We start from the raw sequence: 15886 nt of genomic DNA, 5'->3' as shown, positions 1-15886 counted from the left end.
CCCTGGCACGTCATTATTTGACCGATTGCGTACGACCTCAGTTGGATCACCACGCCTTCCAGCTCGCCCTACTTACACTGATCAATTTGGTGCAGGTTGTGAAAATTTGAGGGGAAGGGTCAGGGTCAGAGCCCTTTTTTTGGCAATGGCTTCCTGCCAAGTTTCGCGCCGGGCATTGGCGCTTCGGTCAGCGGACGGCATGGCAGCTGCCTGGAGATCGTTGCCGCCCCCCTCCTGCCCTCAGCCGGTCGAACAGCATTGGATCAATTGCGCAAAAATGTGCTCTGACCCCGAATTTAACGGCGGTGCAGCAAATGCATCGGCCCGAACAGTTTCTGCATCCCTTCGTGGCGGATGAACGACAGGTTGTACGGGTGCTCGGCGTGGATCTGCGGCAGGCCGGCCGTCTCCGGCACCTTGTTCAATTGCTCCGCGATCTTGCCCCACAGGACCAGCGTCGGCTTGTCGGCCCGTTCCGCCAGCGCGGCAAACACGGCGCGCTGGAACGGTACCCACGCACGCGCTTCCTGGACCGGGGGCACGTGCTTGCGGAACACGAGGGCAGCGTTCAATAACAGGAACCCGTGGCCAAGCAGGTTGTCCTGCAGCTCGGCCAGGGTCTGGATCGAGCCATCCGTTTGCGCCGCTTTCGCGACCGGGGCCAATGCCGCGCCGCCCGTGTCGTCCTCGCTCAGCCGGCCCTCGGCCACGAGCAGCATCTTCATGAAGTTGCGCAGCGACGTCGCGCGGTTGACGGGCTTCGACAGGCCTGTCTCCGACCACAATGGTCCGACGGCACCGTCCATGAAGCACACGCCGGTCGCGCTCTCCTCGCGCGGATACGGGCCCTCCCCCACGAGCACGTAGCGCACGTCGGGCAGCGGCAATGCGAACGCCGCGAACAGGCGGCCGCCGGTCGGCAGGTATTGATCGCTGGCGAGGTCCGGCAGGTAGTCCGGCGTCGCGCGCATCATCGCGTCGAGACCGGTGACCAGATGGGGGCGCCACGAGGCGTCGGCGCGCTGCAAGGCTTCGAGGATGGGCGCGGGAATAGGCATGGTGTCGTTGCGAGTCAAAGAGCCGCAGATTGTAGCCGAGCCGGCTTCGCACAAGCCCCGTATTCACGGACTGTTCCGCGAGTCAACGTAGCGTCCGATCTTCGCGAAAGCGTGCATCATGCATCGCCGTGTGAACATCAGGAGGAAGTTCAAATGCAGACCATTCAGGATGTGATGACCCGCGACGTGCAAAGCATTTCGCCGCAGGACACCGTGCAGCGCGCCGCGCAGATGATGGATGAATTGAATGTGGGCTCGATCCCCGTGCTGGACGGCCAGAAGCTCGTCGGCATGATCACCGACCGCGACATCACGGTCCGCTCGACGGCGGCCGGCCAGGCGCCGGGCCAGACACGCGTGGGCGACGTGATGAGCACCGACGTGCGCACCTGCGCGCCGAACCAGACGGTGGACGAGGTGCTGGGCCAGATGGGCGACGTGCAGATCCGCCGCGTACCCGTCGTCGACGAGCAATCGCAGGAAGTGATCGGCATCGTTTCCCTTGGCGACATGGCGGCCAAGCATTCGGCCGGCATCGATCACACGCTGGAAGAGATCTCGACGCCGGCCGAGCCGGATCGCTCGACTTTCGGCTCGCAGACGCGGCACTGAGCAGCGCCGCGTCGTCAATCTGCCGGTCGCTTTACTCGGCGTCCGGCTGGTTGGACGGATGCGCCGCCACGAAGGCGGGCAGTTCGACGCACGCGGCATTGATGCGCGCGATGTTCGGATAGACAGTAATGTCGATGCCGTGGCGCTGCGCATTGAACACCTGGGGCACGAGGAAGCAGTCGGCGATCGTCGGCAGGTAGCCGTGGCACAGCGGGCCCGCGCTCGGGTCGCGCGCCAGATGCTTCTCCAGCACCTCGAGGCCGCCCACGAGCCAGTGGCGGTACCACTGCGTCTTGATCTCTTCCGACAGGCCGAGGTCCTTGACGAGGTAGCGGAGCACGCGCAGATTGTTTACAGGATGGATGTCGCAGGCAATAATCTGCGCGAGCTCGCGCACGCGCGCGCGACCGGAAGCATCCTTCGGCAGCAGCGGGACTTGCGGGTATTCATCCTCGAGGTATTCGAGGATGGCCATCGACTGCGTGAGCGTGATGTAGTCGTCCTGGAAGGTGGGGACGAGACCGCTGGGATTCATCTTGACGTAGTTCTCTTGCAGCTGCTCACCGCCGCCACGCAAAAGGTGCACCGGGACCGCGTCGTACTTCAGCCCCTTCAGGTTGAGCGCGATACGCACCCGGTATGCGGCCGAACTGCGGAAATAGGTATAGAGCTTCATTCCTTCCTCCCGTGATAGTGTGCTACCTCCTGGGCGATGGCGCCGAACACGCTGGCGCCGTCGGCATCGAGCATCTCGATACGGACAGTATCGCCGAAGCGCAGGAAAGGCGTGCCGGGCGCGCCCTGTTCGATCGTCTCGTACATACGCAGCTCCGCCAGGCAGCAATAGCCCACGCCGCCGTTGGCGATGCTCGATCCATGCAGGCTGCCCTGCTTGTTCGACACCGTGCCCGAGCCGATGATGGAACCGGCTGCCAGCTCACGCGTCTTCGCGGCGTGCGCGACCAGTTGCGCGAAGCTGAACGTCATGTCGTCGCCCGCGTTGGGACGGCCGAACGGCTCGTCGTTCAACGTCACTAGCAGCGGAAGGTGCAGCTTGCTGTCGCGCCAGGCATCGCCGAGCTCGTCCGGTGTCACGGCCACCGGGGAGAACGCACTGGCCGGCTTGGACTGGAAGAAGCCGAAGCCTTTTTCCAGCTCTTTCGGTATCAGATTGCGCAGGGAGACGTCGTTGACCAGCATGACGAGGCGGATGGCCCGGGCCGCCTGCTCCACGTTGGCCCCCATCGGCACGTCGCCGGTCACGACCGCGACTTCCGCCTCAAGGTCGACGCCCCACTCCTCGGACAGCACGGCGATCGGATCGCACGGGCCGACGAAGGAATCCGAACCGCCCTGGTACATCAGCGGATCGGTATAGAACGACGGCGGCACCTGCACGCCGCGCGCCTTGCGCACGAGTTCCACATGGTTGATGTAGGCGGAGCCGTCGGCCCACTGGTAGGCACGCGGCAGCGGCGACGCGCATGCTTCCTCGATGAAGGATTCCGCCTCGGTGGCCTTGCCGGCATTCAGTTGCTCATAGACTTGGCGCAGCGTCGGCGCGACATGGTCCCAGTCGTCCAGCGCCTGCTGCAGGGTGCGGGCGATCCTGGGGACGGCTTGGCACGTGACCAGGTCCCGGCTGACGACGACGAGCGTACCGTCGCGGCCGCCCGACTTCAGGGTAGCGAGTTTCATGGCGTTTCCTTCAACGATTAAGTGTTTCCGCCATTAAAAATTAAAACGGACTATCATACAAACAATATTTTCCGTCCTATTTATCGGATTTTCTGATGAATCCTACCCTGCGCCAGATGCGCGCCCTTGTTGCCCTGGCGAAGACCGGTAACTTTACGCTTGCCGCACAGTACATGCACGTTACACAATCGGCCTTGTCCGGTTTGATCAAGGAGCTGGAACAGACGCTCGGCGTCCGCGTCGTCGACCGCAGCACGCGGCGTATCGCCTTGACCGAAACAGGGAACGAGCTGTACCCCCTATTCAGCCAGATGATCGACGATCTCGACCGTGCGCTTGCGAACATTGCGGACCAGGCGCAACTCAGGAAGGGCATCGTGCGCGTGGCCGTGCCCCAGTTGATGGCCTGCACCCTGCTCCCGCAGGTGATCGCCGCGTGGCGCACGCGCTACCCGGACATCCGCATCAGCCTGTCCGATTCGCCGGTCGAGGCCGTCACGACGCGCGTGCTGTCCGGCGAGACGGACTTCGGCATCGGCCCCGAACGCGACAACGCCCCGCAGCTGGAAGCACGCGAGCTGATGGAGATGCCGTTCGAAGCGGTGCTGCCGACCGATCATGCGCTGGCGAAGCGCCGCCGGCTCGGCTGGAGCGACCTGGCCACGCATCCGCTGATCACCCTGCGCGGCCAGTTCACGGAGCGGCTGCTGGCGGACATGGGCCGTGGCCGCAGCAGCGGCAGCGGCAACGGCAGCGGCAACGGCGGCGCCGCCGAATCGACAGCCGGCAGCACGGGCACGCTGCACGAGCCGACGCTGCGGCCGGCCCACGAAGTCACGTACATGACCACCGCGCTGGCCATGGTGGCATCCGGCCTCGGCGTCACCGTCTGCATGCCTTACGCCGCGCCGCTCGTGCGCCTGCACGGCCTGCGCATGCTGCCGCTCGACGCGCCCGTGCTGACGCGCCGCTTCTTCGTCTACACACGCGAACAGCGGTCGCTGTCGCCGGCCGCGGCCGCCTTCATCGCGTTCCTGTTCGACTGGGTCGGCGCGGCCCACAATCCCGCGGGCGCATTGCGGCCACGCGCCTGACGCCGCCGAACGGCCGCGCTAGAATGCAGCTTCCTCCACGCAACCTCCTTTCATCGATGTCCCATAACACCATCGCGATCAACCAGCGCATGGGCAGGTTCGACAACCACGCCAGCGTCTGGCTGTTCGGCTACGGCTCCCTCATCTTCAAGGCCGACTTCCCCTACATCGAACGGCGCCCCGCGAGCATCACGGGATGGACGCGGCGCTTCTGGCAAGGCTCGCACGACCACCGCGGCACCGAGACGGCGCCGGGCCGGGTCGTGACCCTGGTGCCGGACCCGGACGCGACGTGCCACGGCATGGCCTACCTCGTCACGCCCGAGGAATTCGCGCACCTCGACTACCGCGAGAAGAACGGCTACCTGCGCCTGGCGACCGACATCCGCTTCGAGGATGGGAGCGCCACCGAAGGCCTCGTCTACATCGCCACGCACGAAAACGCCGCGTACCTCGGTCCGGCGAGTGAGCGCGACATTGCGCTACAAATCGCCACCGCGCGCGGCCCGAGCGGACCGAACAGCGAATACCTGCTGGAACTGGCCAAGGCCCTGCGCGCACTCGGCAAGCCCGACCCGCATGTGTTTGAGATCGAACGGCACCTGGAAGAGTTCCAGCGCCGGGTTTGATATCGCGCGAATCCGGCGCTGCCGTGCGCGCGGCGGCTTTATGTTCTAATCCTGTCGAGCTTTCACGCACAGGAGACCACGATGCAACCACCGCCTCATCCGCCATCGGCCAGCGAACTCGACGAAGACACGCTGGCCTTCGTGCGCAAGGTCTTCCACTTCGCGCGCACCGGCGAGGCCGCCGAACTCGCGACGCTGCTGGGCCAGGGCCTGCCGCCCAACCTGCGCAACGAACGCGGCGACAGCCTCCTGATGCTGGCCTGCTACCACGGCCATGCGGACGCGGCCCGGGTACTGCTGGAGCATGGCGCCGATCCGGAACTCATGAACGACGCCGGCCAGACTCCGCTGGCCGGCGCCGCCTTCAAGGGGGACCTGGCGATCGCGACCCTGCTGCTGGACCACGGCGCGGCGGTCGACCACGCGGGCCCGAACGGCAAGACGGCGCTGATGTTCGCCGCCATGTTCAACCGCGGGGACATCGTCCGCCTGCTGCTGGCGCGCGGCGCCGACCCGTTCCGCCCGGACGCGGACGGCAATGCGATCCTCGACGCGGCGCGCAGGATGGGTGCGGGCGACACGGCCGAACTGCTGGCTGCCGCGACCGACGAGCGCTGAGCCGCTTCTCAATCGCCGTTGCGACTGTTCCCATCCAGCACGCGCAGGTAGCGCGGCGCCACGGGACCAGTCAGCCAGACGCCGTTGTCCGAGCGGTAGAACACGGCGCCATCCGCGCGCATGCGGGCCGTGTCGACGCGCAGGATGACGGGAAAGCCGTAGCGTGCACCGACGCGGCGAGCGGTGCCGACGTCGCCCGACAGATGCACGTGCTGGCGGTTGCCGGCGCGCAGGCCCGACGCGAGGATCGACTTCAGGAAGCGGCTCGCCGTGCCGTGGTACAGCACGTCCGGCGGTTGCGCCGGCTGCAGGGCCAGGTCGACCTGGATCGAGTGTCCCTGGCTGGCGCGGATGCGGGTACGGGTGGCATCGAACGCGAAACGCTGCTTGTCGTTGTTCGCGACGACGCGGTCGAGCAGTTCGCGCGCGACCGGCTTGCCATGTTCCGCCAGACGCTGCAGCAGCGCGTCGACATCGGCCCAGCCGTTGGTATCGAGCTGAAGGCCGATGCTGTCCGGGCGATGGCGCAGCACGTAGCTCAGTAGTTTGCTGGTGTCGACGATCGTATCGCGGGACATGATGTGAACAGGAGAAATGGAATCGGCGCCAGCATACGACAGGCGGGTCGCGACCGCCAACGCACTCGCCGAGACGCGGTGATGATTGCCGAGTCTTGACGCCTTGCGCTCGGGTAGACTTGCGCGCCATGCATCCATCACCCGTTCCGACTTCGCCTTCGCCGTCGCCTTCGCCGTCGCCCCGCGCGCCCGGCCTCGATCTGCTGCGCGCCAGCGCCATCGGCGTCGTCATGTTGTACCACCTGTCCAGCCACGGCATCGACGTCTCGGGCCCCGGGCGGCATGGCTGGATGGGTGTCGACCTGTTCTTCGTGCTCAGCGGCTACCTGATCGGGTGGCCCGTGCTGCGCGACCTGGCGGCCGGCCGCACGCCGGACTGGGCGGGCTTCGTCGCGGGCCGGGCGTGGCGCATCCTGCCGGCCTACCTTGCGGTGCTGGCGCTGTATCTCGCGCTGCCGGCATGGCGCGAGGCCGGGACGATGCCGCCCGCCTGGCAATTCCTCACCTTCACCATGAACGTCTTGCCCGTCCACCTCACGCAGCGGGCGTATTCACACGCCTGGTCGCTGTGCGTCGAGGAGCATTTCTACCTGCTGTTCCCGCTGGCTGCATGGCTGCTGGCGCGTCGCGGACGGATGCCGGGCGTGCTCGCGACAAGCGCCGGTGCCGCCCTGCTGTTCGGTGCCGGGATGCTGTTGCGCGACTGGGAATGGCGGCATGCGATCGCGCCGCATCTCGCGCCGGGCGGAGACGCAGCGCGCGCGGTCGCGGGCTACGTCGGCAGGATCTACAGCCCGACATGGACGCGGGTCGACGGGTTGCTGGCCGGTGTCCTGCTGGCTGCCTTGCGCGCGTTCCGTCCAGCCTGGTGGACGCGCGTGCTGTCGCACGGATGGGTGCTACTCGGCGCGGGCCTGGCGCTGCTTGTCGCGGCCACGCGGGTCGATGTGCTTGGCCGTGGCGGTGCCGTTTTTCTCTATCCGCTCGTGGCCCTCGGCTGCGCCTGCCTACTGCTCGGTGCACTGAGTCCGCGTACGCCGCTCGGATGCCGGGCGCTGCCGGGCATCCGAGTGCTCGCCCGACTCGCGTTCAGCCTGTACCTGACGCATCGCCAGGTGGTTGCGTGGCTCGACGGCGTGGCGGGCGATGTGGCGGCCAACGCACCGTTCACCGCGTTCGTGCTGTACAACGGGGCGTCGCTGGCCGTGGCGGCGCTGCTGTACGTGGCGGTCGAGCGTCCGGGACTGCGAATGCGTCGAGGCATGGCCCGCCGGCTGCCCGGCGCACTCGCGGGCTGAGCTTCAGCCGGCTGCGCCGCCCTGCTCGATCTCGGCGGCGGCGCGCGCCAGGACGGCGGCGATGCGCTGCTGCTCCTCGGCGGACGCGCCCGCCCGCGAGGCCAGTGCCCGCTTGAGTGCGTGGCGCGCGTCGTGCAACTCGGCGCTGAACGCACCGCGTCCGCCCGGCCCCTCTTCTCCTTCGGCGAGCGCGCTGCGCATCAATTCCATCTTGCGCGCGGCCTCCTGCAGCCGGGCGAGCAGCATGTCGACGTGTTCGCGGTTCGCGTCCAGATGGGCGCGGCCGTCGTCGGACAACGCATAACGCTTGCGCGTGCCTTCGAGCTCGATGGTTACCCAGCCCAGGTCTTCGATCGCGGCGAGCGCCGGATACATCATGCCGGGGCTCGGTACGTAGAAGCCGCCCGAGCGGGCTTCCAATGCCCGGATGAGCTCGTAGCCATGGCTCGGCTGTTCGGCGATAAGGGCCAGCAGCAGCAATTGCAGGTCGTCCGACGACAGCTTGCGTCCGCGCGGCAGCCCGCCGTCGTCGGAAAAGCCAAAGCCGCCCGGACCGCGGCCCCGGCCATGGTGGCCGCCGGGACCGCCGGGACCATGCCTGTGGTGCGGCGCGAACCCTGCGTGTCCGTGGTCGTGATGAAGGTGATGGTGATGATGATGATGGTGATGATGATGATGTGGATGGTGGTGTGGCATGATCGCCCCTTATATCGTAAGATACATCGTAAGATATACAACCAAGTTGATACTGTCAACCATTTATTGACGCGAGCGCGCTACACTGGGCCGCCTGATAATTTATGGAGAGATTGATGTCGATGGAATGGGACTGCCTGGTGTCGACGATGCGCCTGGGCCGCGAGGATGACCGGGGCGACGGCGGCAGCCGTACCGAATACATGCGCGACTGGGACCGGCTCGTGTATTCGAGCGCGTTCCGGCGCCTGCAGGACAAGACGCAGGTGTTCCCGCTGTCGGACAGCGATTACGTACGCACGCGCCTCACGCACAGCATCGAAGTGTCGTCGGTGGGCCGCTCGCTGGGCATGCTGTGCGGCGAATTCATCAAGGAGCGCGAACCCGCGTTGTCGATGGCGCCGCAGGACTTCGGCAGCATCGTGGCCGCCGCCTGCCTCGCCCACGACATCGGCAACCCGCCGTTCGGCCACTCGGGTGAAGCTGCGATCCAGTCATGGTTCGCCGAGCACGAGGAACGCTGGCTGGCCGACCTCACCGAGCGCGAACGCCAGGATTTCCTGCGCTTCGAAGGGAATGCCCAGGGCTTCCGCCTCGTCACGCGCCTGCAGAATGCCGTCGACCATGGCGGCTTCCAGCTCACCTATGCCGTGCTCGCGGCGTTCATGAAATACCCGCGCGCGTCCGACCTGCCGTCGGCCAGGGACAGGATCAGCGAAAAGAAATTCGGCTACTTCGCGGACGACGCGGCAACGGCCGAACGGGTCGCTACCCAGGTCGGACTCGTGCGCAAGGCCCCGGGCGCCTGGACGCGCCATCCGCTCGCCTTCGTGATGGAAGCGGCGGATGACATCTGCTACGGCATCGTCGACCTGGAAGACGGTCACCGTCTGGGCCGCGTGTCCTTCGACGAGGCGCGGCAACTGCTGTGGCCCCTCGCCTTCCCGGGCGGCGCGGCCGAGAGTCCGTCCTACCGCCAGCTCGCGGACGACACGGGCCGCGTGGAATACCTGCGTGCCCGCGCCATCGGCCATCTCATCGGCGCCGCGCTGGATGTGTTCCGCGAGCATTACGACGCGATCATGAACGGCCGCTTCGAGCAAGACCTCGCCGGCGCATCGCGCTTCGCGCCCGAGCTGAAGGCGATCGCGACGCTGTCGCGCGAGCGCATCTATGCGACGCCTTCCGTGCTGCAGATCGAAGCGGCCGGCTTCGAGATCCTCGGCGGGCTGCTGGGCAAGATCGTGCCGGCGCTCGTCAAGCCGGAAGCGGAGCGGTCGGCGGCCGACCGCAAGATCGCGCAAATCATCCCGCAGCAATTCAGCCGCGGTACGACGCCGTACGCGCGCCTGCTCGGCGCGACCGACTATATTTCCGGCATGACGGACGGCTTCGCGCTGAAGCTGTTCCGGCGCCTGCACGGTATCGAATTGCCGGGCACGATCGTCTAAACGACGCCGTCGAGCACCCGGCGCACCTGGCGTGCCCGCTCTTCCACGCTGCCGTGCACGACGGTGTACGGGATGCGGCGGGCGTCGAGATCCTTCAGCACGAGTCGCTGGACGCGCCCGCGCCACGCCTCGTTCTCGCGCACGTCCTGTTCCTCGTACGGGATATCGTCCGCGCAGACGAACGTGTGGGCATAGCGCGCGCGGCATTCGCCGGCGCAGCGCAGCAGCTCGGCCGGCGGCGGATCGCCGACCTGGCGGAACTCGATGCCCAGCAGCAGTGTCGTCAGCGCATTCGTGTCGACGAACAGCCAGCGCCGCGCCTGCGCCATCGCCACGTCCTCGGCGGCGCGGTGCCTGACGGCGATCTCGACGTAGTCGTCCGGCCCCAGCTTGCCCTGTTTTTCTTCCCAGACGAAGCGGCCGATCTCGGGCACCGCGACCGTGTCGTAGGCACGTGCCAGGTGCTCGGACAACGTCGACTTCCCCGTCGATTCCGCGCCCACGAACACGACGCGCTGCACCGTACTGCCCTGCTCCACCATATCCCGCCTGCCGATCCGCCGATATAAAGAACGCAATCGTAGCCGAGAGCCTGCATCCCTACAACTGACCGGTTATCATGCTGACATGACACAGCCCATCCACGCCGACGGTTTCCTCCTGCGTCCCCTCGTCCCGGACGACGCGCCGGCGATGGCGGCCGCGGTCCGCGAATCGATGGCGAGCCTCGGCCCGTGGATGCCCTGGGCCCAAGCCGCCTACGACGATGCCGATGCGCTGGCGTGGATCGCGTTCTGCGCTGCCGCGCATGCCGATGGCAGCGCGCACGAGTTCGGCATTTTCGGGCCGGACGGCCGGCACTACGTCGGCGCGGCAGGCCTCAACCAGTTCAATCGCCTGCACGGCTTCTGTAACCTCGGCTACTGGGTGCGTACCTCGGCCCAGGGACAGGGTGCGGCTCTGGCGGCCATCCGGGCGCTGTCGCGTCATGCGTTCGAGCACCTGGGCCAGGCGCGGGTCGAAATCGTCGTCGCGGACGGCAACCAGGCTAGCCTCGGCGTTGCCCGCAAGGCCGGGGCGGTGCATGAATGCCTCGCGCGCAACCGCCTCAACCTGCACGGGCGCCCCGTCGCGGCGCACGTGCTGTCGCTGACGCCGTCGGACACGACGGCGAACGTTTAAAACAGATCCATCTGCGCCGCCGCCGCGCTGGTCGGCTTGACGATCGTCTTCGGCACCACGAGCGGCCGCTTGAACTGCGAGCCGTCCAGCTTGTGGAAACGTCCCATATAGCCATCCAGGCCCAGGCGCTTGATGGCCTTCGTGAAGCGCTGGCGAATCAGGTCGGCCCAGATGCCCTCGCCCGTCATGCGTTTGCTGAAGTCGCTGTCGTAGTCCTTGCCGCCGCGCATGTCGCGGATGCGGTTCATCACGCGCTGGGCGCGGTCCGGGAAGTGGGCGTGCAGCCATTGCTGGAACAGCGGGTTCACTTCCCACGGCATGCGCAGCACCGTGTAGTGCGCGCCGACGGCGCCGGCGTCCTTCGCGGCCTCCAGGATGCGCTCGATTTCCGGTTCCGTGATGAACGGGATGATCGGCGCGACGCTCACGCTGACGGGGATCCCGGCTTCCGTCAGGGTGCGGATCGCGCGCAGGCGGCGGGCCGGCGCGGCCGCGCGCGGTTCGAGCGTGCGCGAGATTTCGCCGTCCAGGGTCGTCAGGGTAATCGCCGCGCAGGCAAGGCCCTTCTCGGCCATCGGCGCGATCAGGTCGATGTCGCGCTCGATCAGCGACGACTTCGTGATCAGGCCGTACGGGTGGTTGCATTCGCCCAGCACTTCCAGCACCTCGCGCGTGAGGCGGCGTTCGCGTTCGCACGGTTGATAGGCGTCCGTGTTCACGCCGATGGCGATGTTTTCCGGGACGTAGCCCGGCCGCGCCAGCTCGCGCCGCAGCAGGTCGGCCGCGTTCACCTTGGCGTACAAACGGCTTTCGAAATCGAGACCCGGCGACAGGCCCAGGTAGGCGTGTGTGGGCCGTGCGAAGCAGTAGATGCAGCCGTGCTCGCAGCCGCGGTACGGGTTCAGCGACACGCTGAACGGGATATCCGGCGACGTGTTGCGGCTGAGGATCGATTTGGCGATCTCGTCCGTGACGGTCGTCTTGAGGGGCGCCGGTGCCTCGTCCTTTACGCCAGGCACGGTCCAGCCGTCGTCGAACCGCTCGCGGCCGTTCACTTCGTACCGGCCTTGCATATTGGTGACGGCGCCACGACCTTTGATCGGACCGTGGATGGGCACGACCTCGGCGGACTTTTGCGGGAACGGCAACACCACCTGGCTGACCGCCCGACTTGCGTTTGCTTTGTTGACCCGATTCACACGGCGCTCCTTAAGTACTGTATGTTTATACAGTATAGTACGCCGATGTCAGGATGGGTTCAAGCACAAAAAAAGAGCAGCTTGTTGTTGCACAAAACCGTCAAACGCCTGCAGTAGAGGCCGGTATGCGTCGGCGTCGCTTTCCATTTGGCCAAGTGCCAGCGCTGCGGCTTCCAGCGTCGACAACTGGTGTGGCGCATGCGCCTTGCGAATCCGATAAGCCGACGCCGGCACGTCGTGCAGCGCCAGGCGTGGCAGACGCTGCAGTTCGGGATTTACGTGGAGCATCTTGAGGCTCTTGCGCCAGGTGGCGTCCAGCACGACGAGCCGCAGCCGCTCCGGCGGCGCCGGTTCAAGCACGGTCGCCGCGAAGCCGGGCGTTTCGGGATATAGCAGCACGGGCACGCGCCCATCCGCGTACAACAGCGCCTGCAGATCAGGGAACGTCTCGCCCACTTCGAGGCGGCTCCCGGGCAAGCACAGATGCAGCAGCCGCGCACTGTTCTTGGCGTTGCGCACCTCGAGCGGATGTTGCAGGATCAACAGGTCGACGCGGCTGGACAGCGGCCGCACCCAGTGGCAGATGCAGGCGCTCTGCGCGCGCAGGCAGGCGGCGCACGTCGCGCGCCTTGTGGAAGAGGATAAAGCGGTCATGGACGGCGATTGTAACGCCGCCGCCATGCCGTCACTGGCTACCCATGCGCTGACCCGTATGCGGCGCGTCGGCCGACGTGATGGGCGCATCCGGCCGCAACGTCCTGAGCGCCCGGCTCCACGCCACCACCTGGTCCAGCATGGCATCCACGGACTGCTCGTGATGCTCGGCCGGATTGAACTTCGTGCCATGCTCGAAGTCGGTGCGCAGCGACAGCATCACCTGCGCGCGCACGTCGGCCACCATCAGCTCGCCCATCACGAGGCGCAGGCTCTCGATGGCGCGCGAGCCGCCCGCGCTGCCGTAGCCGACGAAACCGGCGGCCTTGTTGTTCCATTCCTTGTACAGGAAATCGATGGCGTTCTTCAGCGCGCCGGATGTGCCGTGGTTGTACTCGGGCGTGACGAACACGTAGCCGTCGAAGCCGGCGATGGCGGCGGCCCAGGCCTGCGTATGCGGCTGCGAATACCGGCCCTGCGACGGCGGCACCGGCTCGTCCAGCAGCGGCAGGTTGAAATCCTGGATGTCGACCAGCTCGAACACGGCGTCGGCGCGCATGCCCGCGATGTCCAGCACCCAGCGCGCCACGTCCAGCGCCTTGCGGCCCGGCCGGGTGCTCCCGACGATGATCCCGATCTTGATCATGTTCCCTCCTCCATGGTGTCGTTATTGATGCCAGCCCCCGCCCAGCGCGCGGTACAGGTCGACGTGCGCCTGCAGCCAGGCGGCGCGCAGCTGCAGCGCGGCGTTCTCCGCGGCGAACGCGTTGCGCTGGGCGTCCAGCTCTTCCAGGTACGACGAATAGCCGTTGCGGTAGCGGTTGTGGGCAATGCGCAGAACTTCGCTCGTAGCCACGCGGCGCGCCTCGACCTCGTCCAGCTGCTCGCGCAGGCGCTGCACGGCCGCCAGGGCATTCTCCGTGTCGGCGAACGCATTACGCACCGCGGCTTCGTACGCGAACACGGCGCGGTCGCGCAGCGAGGCGCTGATCTCGGCCTGGGCGCGCAGCCGGCCCGCGTCGAACAGCGGCGCCAGCACGCTGCCGCCCACGCTCCACAGCCTCGTCGGGGATGACAGCAACGTCGGCAAATCGTTCGCGTACGCGCCCAGCGACGCCGTCAGGCGCAACGACGGCAGCATCTGGTCGCGCGCGGCCGCGAGGCTCGCGTCGGCCGCGGCGAGCGCGCGTTCGGCCGATGCGATGTCGGGCCGCCGGCGCAGCAGTTCGGACGGCAGCCCGGGCTGGATCGCGGGCGCATTCAGGCGAACCAGTGCGGTGCCCCGTCCGACCGGGCCGGGATTGGCGCCGGCGAGGATGTCGAGGGCATTTTCCTGCTGCGCGATCGCCCGCTCCAGCTGCGGCACGACGGCGGCCGTGGCGCGGTACTCGGCCTCGGCCTGCGACAATTCCAGGCGCGAGCTGTAGCCGACCTCGAACTGGCGCCGCGCCAGGTCCAGCGAGCGCTGGCGCGACGCCAGGGTGGCGCGCGCGAGTTCCAGCTGGGCGTCGAGGCCGCGCAGGTTCAGGTAGCCGGACGCCGTGTTCGCCGCGACCGACAGCGCCGTCGCCTCCGCTGCCGCCTGCTGCGCGGCGTAGTCCAACCGCGACGCTTCCGTCAGGCTGGCCGTGCGGCCGAACGGATCGAGCTCGTAGGCGGCCTGGAACGCGCCCTGCATCGACGTCGTATCGATCGGCGTGCCGAACGGCCCGATCACGCGCGCCCGCGTGGGCGTGAAGCCGACGGACAAGGTCGGCGCCTCGACCGCGCGCGCCACCTGGACACGCGCCCGGTATTCCTGCAGCCGCGCCTGCGCCGTGCGCACGTCGTTGTTGCGTTCCAGCGCCTGCGCGACGAGACGGTCCAGCGCGGGATCGGCGAACGCGCGCCACCAGTCCCGCTCGACGGACGCACCCGGCCCGGCCTGGCCCCGCCACGCGGGCGGCACGCTCAAGGTCGTCTGCGGCGGCGGCTGCACGGGGATGCGGCAGCCGGCCAGCAGCGCGGCGCAGGCGCCCAGCATCAGGCGGCGCTTCATCGGGCCTGTCCTTTCGCTTTCGTGTCGATGCTCGCCACCACCGACATCCCGGGCCGTAGCCGCGCCGCCAGTGCCTGGTTCGGGTCGATGCTGATGCGGACCGGAATCCGCTGGGCGATCTTGACGAAGTTACCCGTCGCATTGTCCGGCACGATCACGGAAAACTCGGACCCGGTCGCCGGCGAAATCTGCTCGACGTGGCCGCGCAGCCTGGCGTGGTTGAGCGCGTCGACGGTGAACGTAACGGGCTGGCCCAGCCGGACATCGGCCATCTGCGTCTCCTTCATGTTGGCGACGACCCACATCGTCTGCGGCACGAGCGCCGTCAGCTGCGCGCCCGCGTTGACGAACGCGCCGAGGCGTACGCTCACCTGCCCCAACTGGCCGTCGCGCGGCGCCGTGATGCGGGTATTGGACAAATCGATCTCGGCCAGCCGCACGGCCGCCTCCGCATTCGCGACGGCCGCCTCCAGCGACGCACGGTTGACGTCGACGGTGCGCAGGTTCTGGCGCGAGATCTCGAGGGCCGCCCGCGCCTGCTCGGCCGCGGCGACGGTCTGCGCGCGGGTAGCGCGGGCGGCGTCGCGTTCGCGCGCGGACAGCGAACCGTCGGCCGCCAGTTCTTCCACACGTCTCAGGTCGGCATTCGCGCGCTGCGCCTGGGCGGCCGCGTTGGCGACCGCGGCCTGGTTCTGCTGGATGGTGGCGCTGGCCGTGCCGCGGCTTTGCGCGAAGTTCGCGAGTGCCGCGCGTGTCGTCGCCAGCTGGGCCTTGGCCTGGTCCAGTCTCTGCTGGTAGATGCGGTCGTCGATGCGCATCAGCAGCTGGCCCTGGTGGACCACCTGGTAATCCTGCACGTCCACTTCGACGATGTAACCGGACAGTTGCGGACTGATGATCGTCACCTGGCCCCGCACGAGCGCGTTCTCCGTCGTCTGCAGCGCGCTGTGGAACGGCGGCAGGTTCCAGGCATACAGCACGATCAGGACGCCGATCAGGGCGATGAACGCGAACAGCAGGCCGCTCACGATGACGCGGCGGTTCGATGTTTGTTGGGTTGTGGTCGTTTCCGGCATGGTCG

The 15886-nt window shown here is 67.4% G+C and carries 18 protein-coding genes; 7 read left to right on the top strand and 11 right to left on the bottom strand.

Annotated elements, in window-relative coordinates:
• Positions 1-296 precede the first annotated feature (296 nt).
• On the bottom strand, positions 297-1058 hold the full coding sequence (locus ASD28_RS20665) for a uracil-DNA glycosylase (RefSeq protein ID WP_056132428.1): 762 nt from the start codon (positions 1056-1058) through the stop codon (positions 297-299).
• Positions 1059-1211: 153 nt separating this feature from the next.
• Here ASD28_RS20665 and ASD28_RS20660 point away from each other — a divergent pair, with 153 nt between their 5' ends.
• A complete protein-coding gene (locus ASD28_RS20660) occupies positions 1212-1670 on the top strand; it encodes a CBS domain-containing protein (RefSeq protein ID WP_056132425.1) in 459 nt (152 codons plus the stop codon).
• A 31-nt stretch (positions 1671-1701) separates the two neighbouring features.
• Here the strand turns inward: ASD28_RS20660 and maiA are convergent, their stop codons facing one another.
• Entirely contained in the window at positions 1702-2346 is a 645-nt protein-coding gene (maiA, locus tag ASD28_RS20655; protein WP_056132422.1) for a maleylacetoacetate isomerase, read from the bottom strand.
• On the bottom strand, positions 2343-3368 hold the full coding sequence (locus ASD28_RS20650; RefSeq protein ID WP_056132418.1) for a fumarylacetoacetate hydrolase family protein: 1026 nt from the start codon (positions 3366-3368) through the stop codon (positions 2343-2345). Before ASD28_RS20650 ends, maiA begins: the two co-directional genes overlap by 4 nt.
• Before the next feature lie 95 nt (positions 3369-3463).
• Here ASD28_RS20650 and ASD28_RS20645 point away from each other — a divergent pair, with 95 nt between their 5' ends.
• From ASD28_RS20645 to ASD28_RS33115, 3 genes are all read left to right on the top strand, one after another.
• Entirely contained in the window at positions 3464-4462 is a 999-nt protein-coding gene (locus tag ASD28_RS20645) for a LysR family transcriptional regulator (RefSeq protein ID WP_056132415.1), read from the top strand.
• A 56-nt stretch (positions 4463-4518) separates the two neighbouring features.
• A complete protein-coding gene (locus tag ASD28_RS20640) occupies positions 4519-5091 on the top strand; it encodes a gamma-glutamylcyclotransferase (RefSeq protein WP_056132412.1) in 573 nt (190 codons plus the stop codon).
• Between the two features lie 81 nt (positions 5092-5172).
• Entirely contained in the window at positions 5173-5709 is a 537-nt protein-coding gene (locus tag ASD28_RS33115) for an ankyrin repeat domain-containing protein (protein WP_056132410.1), read from the top strand.
• Between the two features lie 8 nt (positions 5710-5717).
• Here the strand turns inward: ASD28_RS33115 and ASD28_RS20630 are convergent, their stop codons facing one another.
• Complete coding sequence (locus ASD28_RS20630; RefSeq protein WP_200949053.1) at positions 5718-6287, bottom strand: RNA 2'-phosphotransferase; 570 nt, start codon at positions 6285-6287, stop codon at positions 5718-5720.
• Between the two features lie 128 nt (positions 6288-6415).
• Between ASD28_RS20630 and ASD28_RS20625 the strand changes: the two genes are divergently transcribed.
• On the top strand, positions 6416-7585 hold the full coding sequence (locus ASD28_RS20625; RefSeq protein ID WP_056132407.1) for an acyltransferase: 1170 nt from the start codon (positions 6416-6418) through the stop codon (positions 7583-7585).
• 3 nt (positions 7586-7588) lie between these two features.
• Here the strand turns inward: ASD28_RS20625 and ASD28_RS20620 are convergent, their stop codons facing one another.
• Positions 7589-8281 (bottom strand): PadR family transcriptional regulator, encoded by a 693-nt coding sequence (locus ASD28_RS20620; protein WP_082579175.1) that lies wholly within the window; start codon positions 8279-8281, stop codon positions 7589-7591.
• A gap of 116 nt (positions 8282-8397) precedes the next feature.
• On the opposite strand from ASD28_RS20620, the gene ASD28_RS20615 reads away from it, so the two are divergent.
• Complete coding sequence (locus tag ASD28_RS20615; protein ID WP_056132405.1) at positions 8398-9732, top strand: deoxyguanosinetriphosphate triphosphohydrolase; 1335 nt, start codon at positions 8398-8400, stop codon at positions 9730-9732.
• Here ASD28_RS20615 and ASD28_RS20610 read toward each other — a convergent pair.
• A complete protein-coding gene (locus tag ASD28_RS20610; RefSeq protein ID WP_056132403.1) occupies positions 9729-10274 on the bottom strand; it encodes an AAA family ATPase in 546 nt (181 codons plus the stop codon). The two genes, ASD28_RS20615 and ASD28_RS20610, sit on opposite strands and share 4 nt — an antisense overlap.
• 85 nt (positions 10275-10359) lie before the next feature.
• On the opposite strand from ASD28_RS20610, the gene ASD28_RS20605 reads away from it, so the two are divergent.
• Complete coding sequence (locus tag ASD28_RS20605; RefSeq protein ID WP_056132400.1) at positions 10360-10914, top strand: GNAT family N-acetyltransferase; 555 nt, start codon at positions 10360-10362, stop codon at positions 10912-10914.
• Here the strand turns inward: ASD28_RS20605 and ASD28_RS20600 are convergent.
• The 5 genes from ASD28_RS20600 to ASD28_RS20580 all read right to left on the bottom strand — a co-directional run bounded on the left by ASD28_RS20600 (position 10911) and on the right by ASD28_RS20580 (position 15881).
• Positions 10911-12062 (bottom strand): PA0069 family radical SAM protein, encoded by a 1152-nt coding sequence (locus ASD28_RS20600; protein WP_056132578.1) that lies wholly within the window; start codon positions 12060-12062, stop codon positions 10911-10913. The two genes, ASD28_RS20605 and ASD28_RS20600, sit on opposite strands and share 4 nt — an antisense overlap.
• A gap of 99 nt (positions 12063-12161) precedes the next feature.
• Positions 12162-12767 (bottom strand): tRNA-uridine aminocarboxypropyltransferase, encoded by a 606-nt coding sequence (locus ASD28_RS20595; protein ID WP_056132397.1) that lies wholly within the window; start codon positions 12765-12767, stop codon positions 12162-12164.
• 31 nt (positions 12768-12798) lie between these two features.
• Positions 12799-13413, bottom strand: a complete 615-nt coding sequence (locus ASD28_RS20590; protein WP_056132394.1) for an NADPH-dependent FMN reductase — start codon at positions 13411-13413, stop codon at positions 12799-12801.
• A gap of 21 nt (positions 13414-13434) precedes the next feature.
• Positions 13435-14805, bottom strand: coding sequence for an efflux transporter outer membrane subunit (locus ASD28_RS20585; protein WP_056132391.1), 1371 nt, complete (start codon positions 14803-14805; stop codon positions 13435-13437).
• Positions 14802-15881, bottom strand: a complete 1080-nt coding sequence (locus ASD28_RS20580; RefSeq protein WP_056132388.1) for an HlyD family secretion protein — start codon at positions 15879-15881, stop codon at positions 14802-14804. Before ASD28_RS20580 ends, ASD28_RS20585 begins: the two co-directional genes overlap by 4 nt.
• Positions 15882-15886: the final 5 nt, after the last annotated feature.

Origin of the sequence: Massilia sp. Root133, assembly GCF_001426525.1 — a bacterium.
GTDB lineage: Bacteria > Pseudomonadota > Gammaproteobacteria > Burkholderiales > Burkholderiaceae_D > Telluria > Telluria orientalis.
Note: the sequence above shows the minus strand (reverse complement) of the source record. Positions and strands in the feature narration are given on the sequence as shown.

What these genes read in the sequence shown, in the direction of transcription:
- ASD28_RS20645 (WP_056132415.1), top strand. Translation starts at nt 3,464, where the DNA reads ATGAATCCTACCCTGCGCCAGATGCGCGCCCTTGTTGCCCTGGCGAAG.
- ASD28_RS20605 (WP_056132400.1), top strand. Translation starts at nt 10,360, where the DNA reads ATGACACAGCCCATCCACGCCGACGGTTTCCTCCTGCGTCCCCTCGTC.
- ASD28_RS20615 (WP_056132405.1), top strand. Translation starts at nt 8,398, where the DNA reads ATGTCGATGGAATGGGACTGCCTGGTGTCGACGATGCGCCTGGGCCGC.
- ASD28_RS20625 (WP_056132407.1), top strand. Translation starts at nt 6,416, where the DNA reads ATGCATCCATCACCCGTTCCGACTTCGCCTTCGCCGTCGCCTTCGCCG.
- ASD28_RS20620 (WP_082579175.1), bottom strand. Translation starts at nt 8,281, where the DNA reads ATGCCACACCACCATCCACATCATCATCATCACCATCATCATCATCAC.
- maiA (WP_056132422.1), bottom strand. Translation starts at nt 2,346, where the DNA reads ATGAAGCTCTATACCTATTTCCGCAGTTCGGCCGCATACCGGGTGCGT.
- ASD28_RS20610 (WP_056132403.1), bottom strand. Translation starts at nt 10,274, where the DNA reads ATGGTGGAGCAGGGCAGTACGGTGCAGCGCGTCGTGTTCGTGGGCGCG.
- ASD28_RS20630 (WP_200949053.1), bottom strand. Translation starts at nt 6,287, where the DNA reads ATGTCCCGCGATACGATCGTCGACACCAGCAAACTACTGAGCTACGTG.
- ASD28_RS20585 (WP_056132391.1), bottom strand. Translation starts at nt 14,805, where the DNA reads ATGAAGCGCCGCCTGATGCTGGGCGCCTGCGCCGCGCTGCTGGCCGGC.
- ASD28_RS20640 (WP_056132412.1), top strand. Translation starts at nt 4,519, where the DNA reads ATGTCCCATAACACCATCGCGATCAACCAGCGCATGGGCAGGTTCGAC.
- ASD28_RS33115 (WP_056132410.1), top strand. Translation starts at nt 5,173, where the DNA reads ATGCAACCACCGCCTCATCCGCCATCGGCCAGCGAACTCGACGAAGAC.
- ASD28_RS20665 (WP_056132428.1), bottom strand. Translation starts at nt 1,058, where the DNA reads ATGCCTATTCCCGCGCCCATCCTCGAAGCCTTGCAGCGCGCCGACGCC.
- ASD28_RS20595 (WP_056132397.1), bottom strand. Translation starts at nt 12,767, where the DNA reads ATGACCGCTTTATCCTCTTCCACAAGGCGCGCGACGTGCGCCGCCTGC.
- ASD28_RS20580 (WP_056132388.1), bottom strand. Translation starts at nt 15,881, where the DNA reads ATGCCGGAAACGACCACAACCCAACAAACATCGAACCGCCGCGTCATC.
- ASD28_RS20660 (WP_056132425.1), top strand. Translation starts at nt 1,212, where the DNA reads ATGCAGACCATTCAGGATGTGATGACCCGCGACGTGCAAAGCATTTCG.
- ASD28_RS20650 (WP_056132418.1), bottom strand. Translation starts at nt 3,368, where the DNA reads ATGAAACTCGCTACCCTGAAGTCGGGCGGCCGCGACGGTACGCTCGTC.
- ASD28_RS20590 (WP_056132394.1), bottom strand. Translation starts at nt 13,413, where the DNA reads ATGATCAAGATCGGGATCATCGTCGGGAGCACCCGGCCGGGCCGCAAG.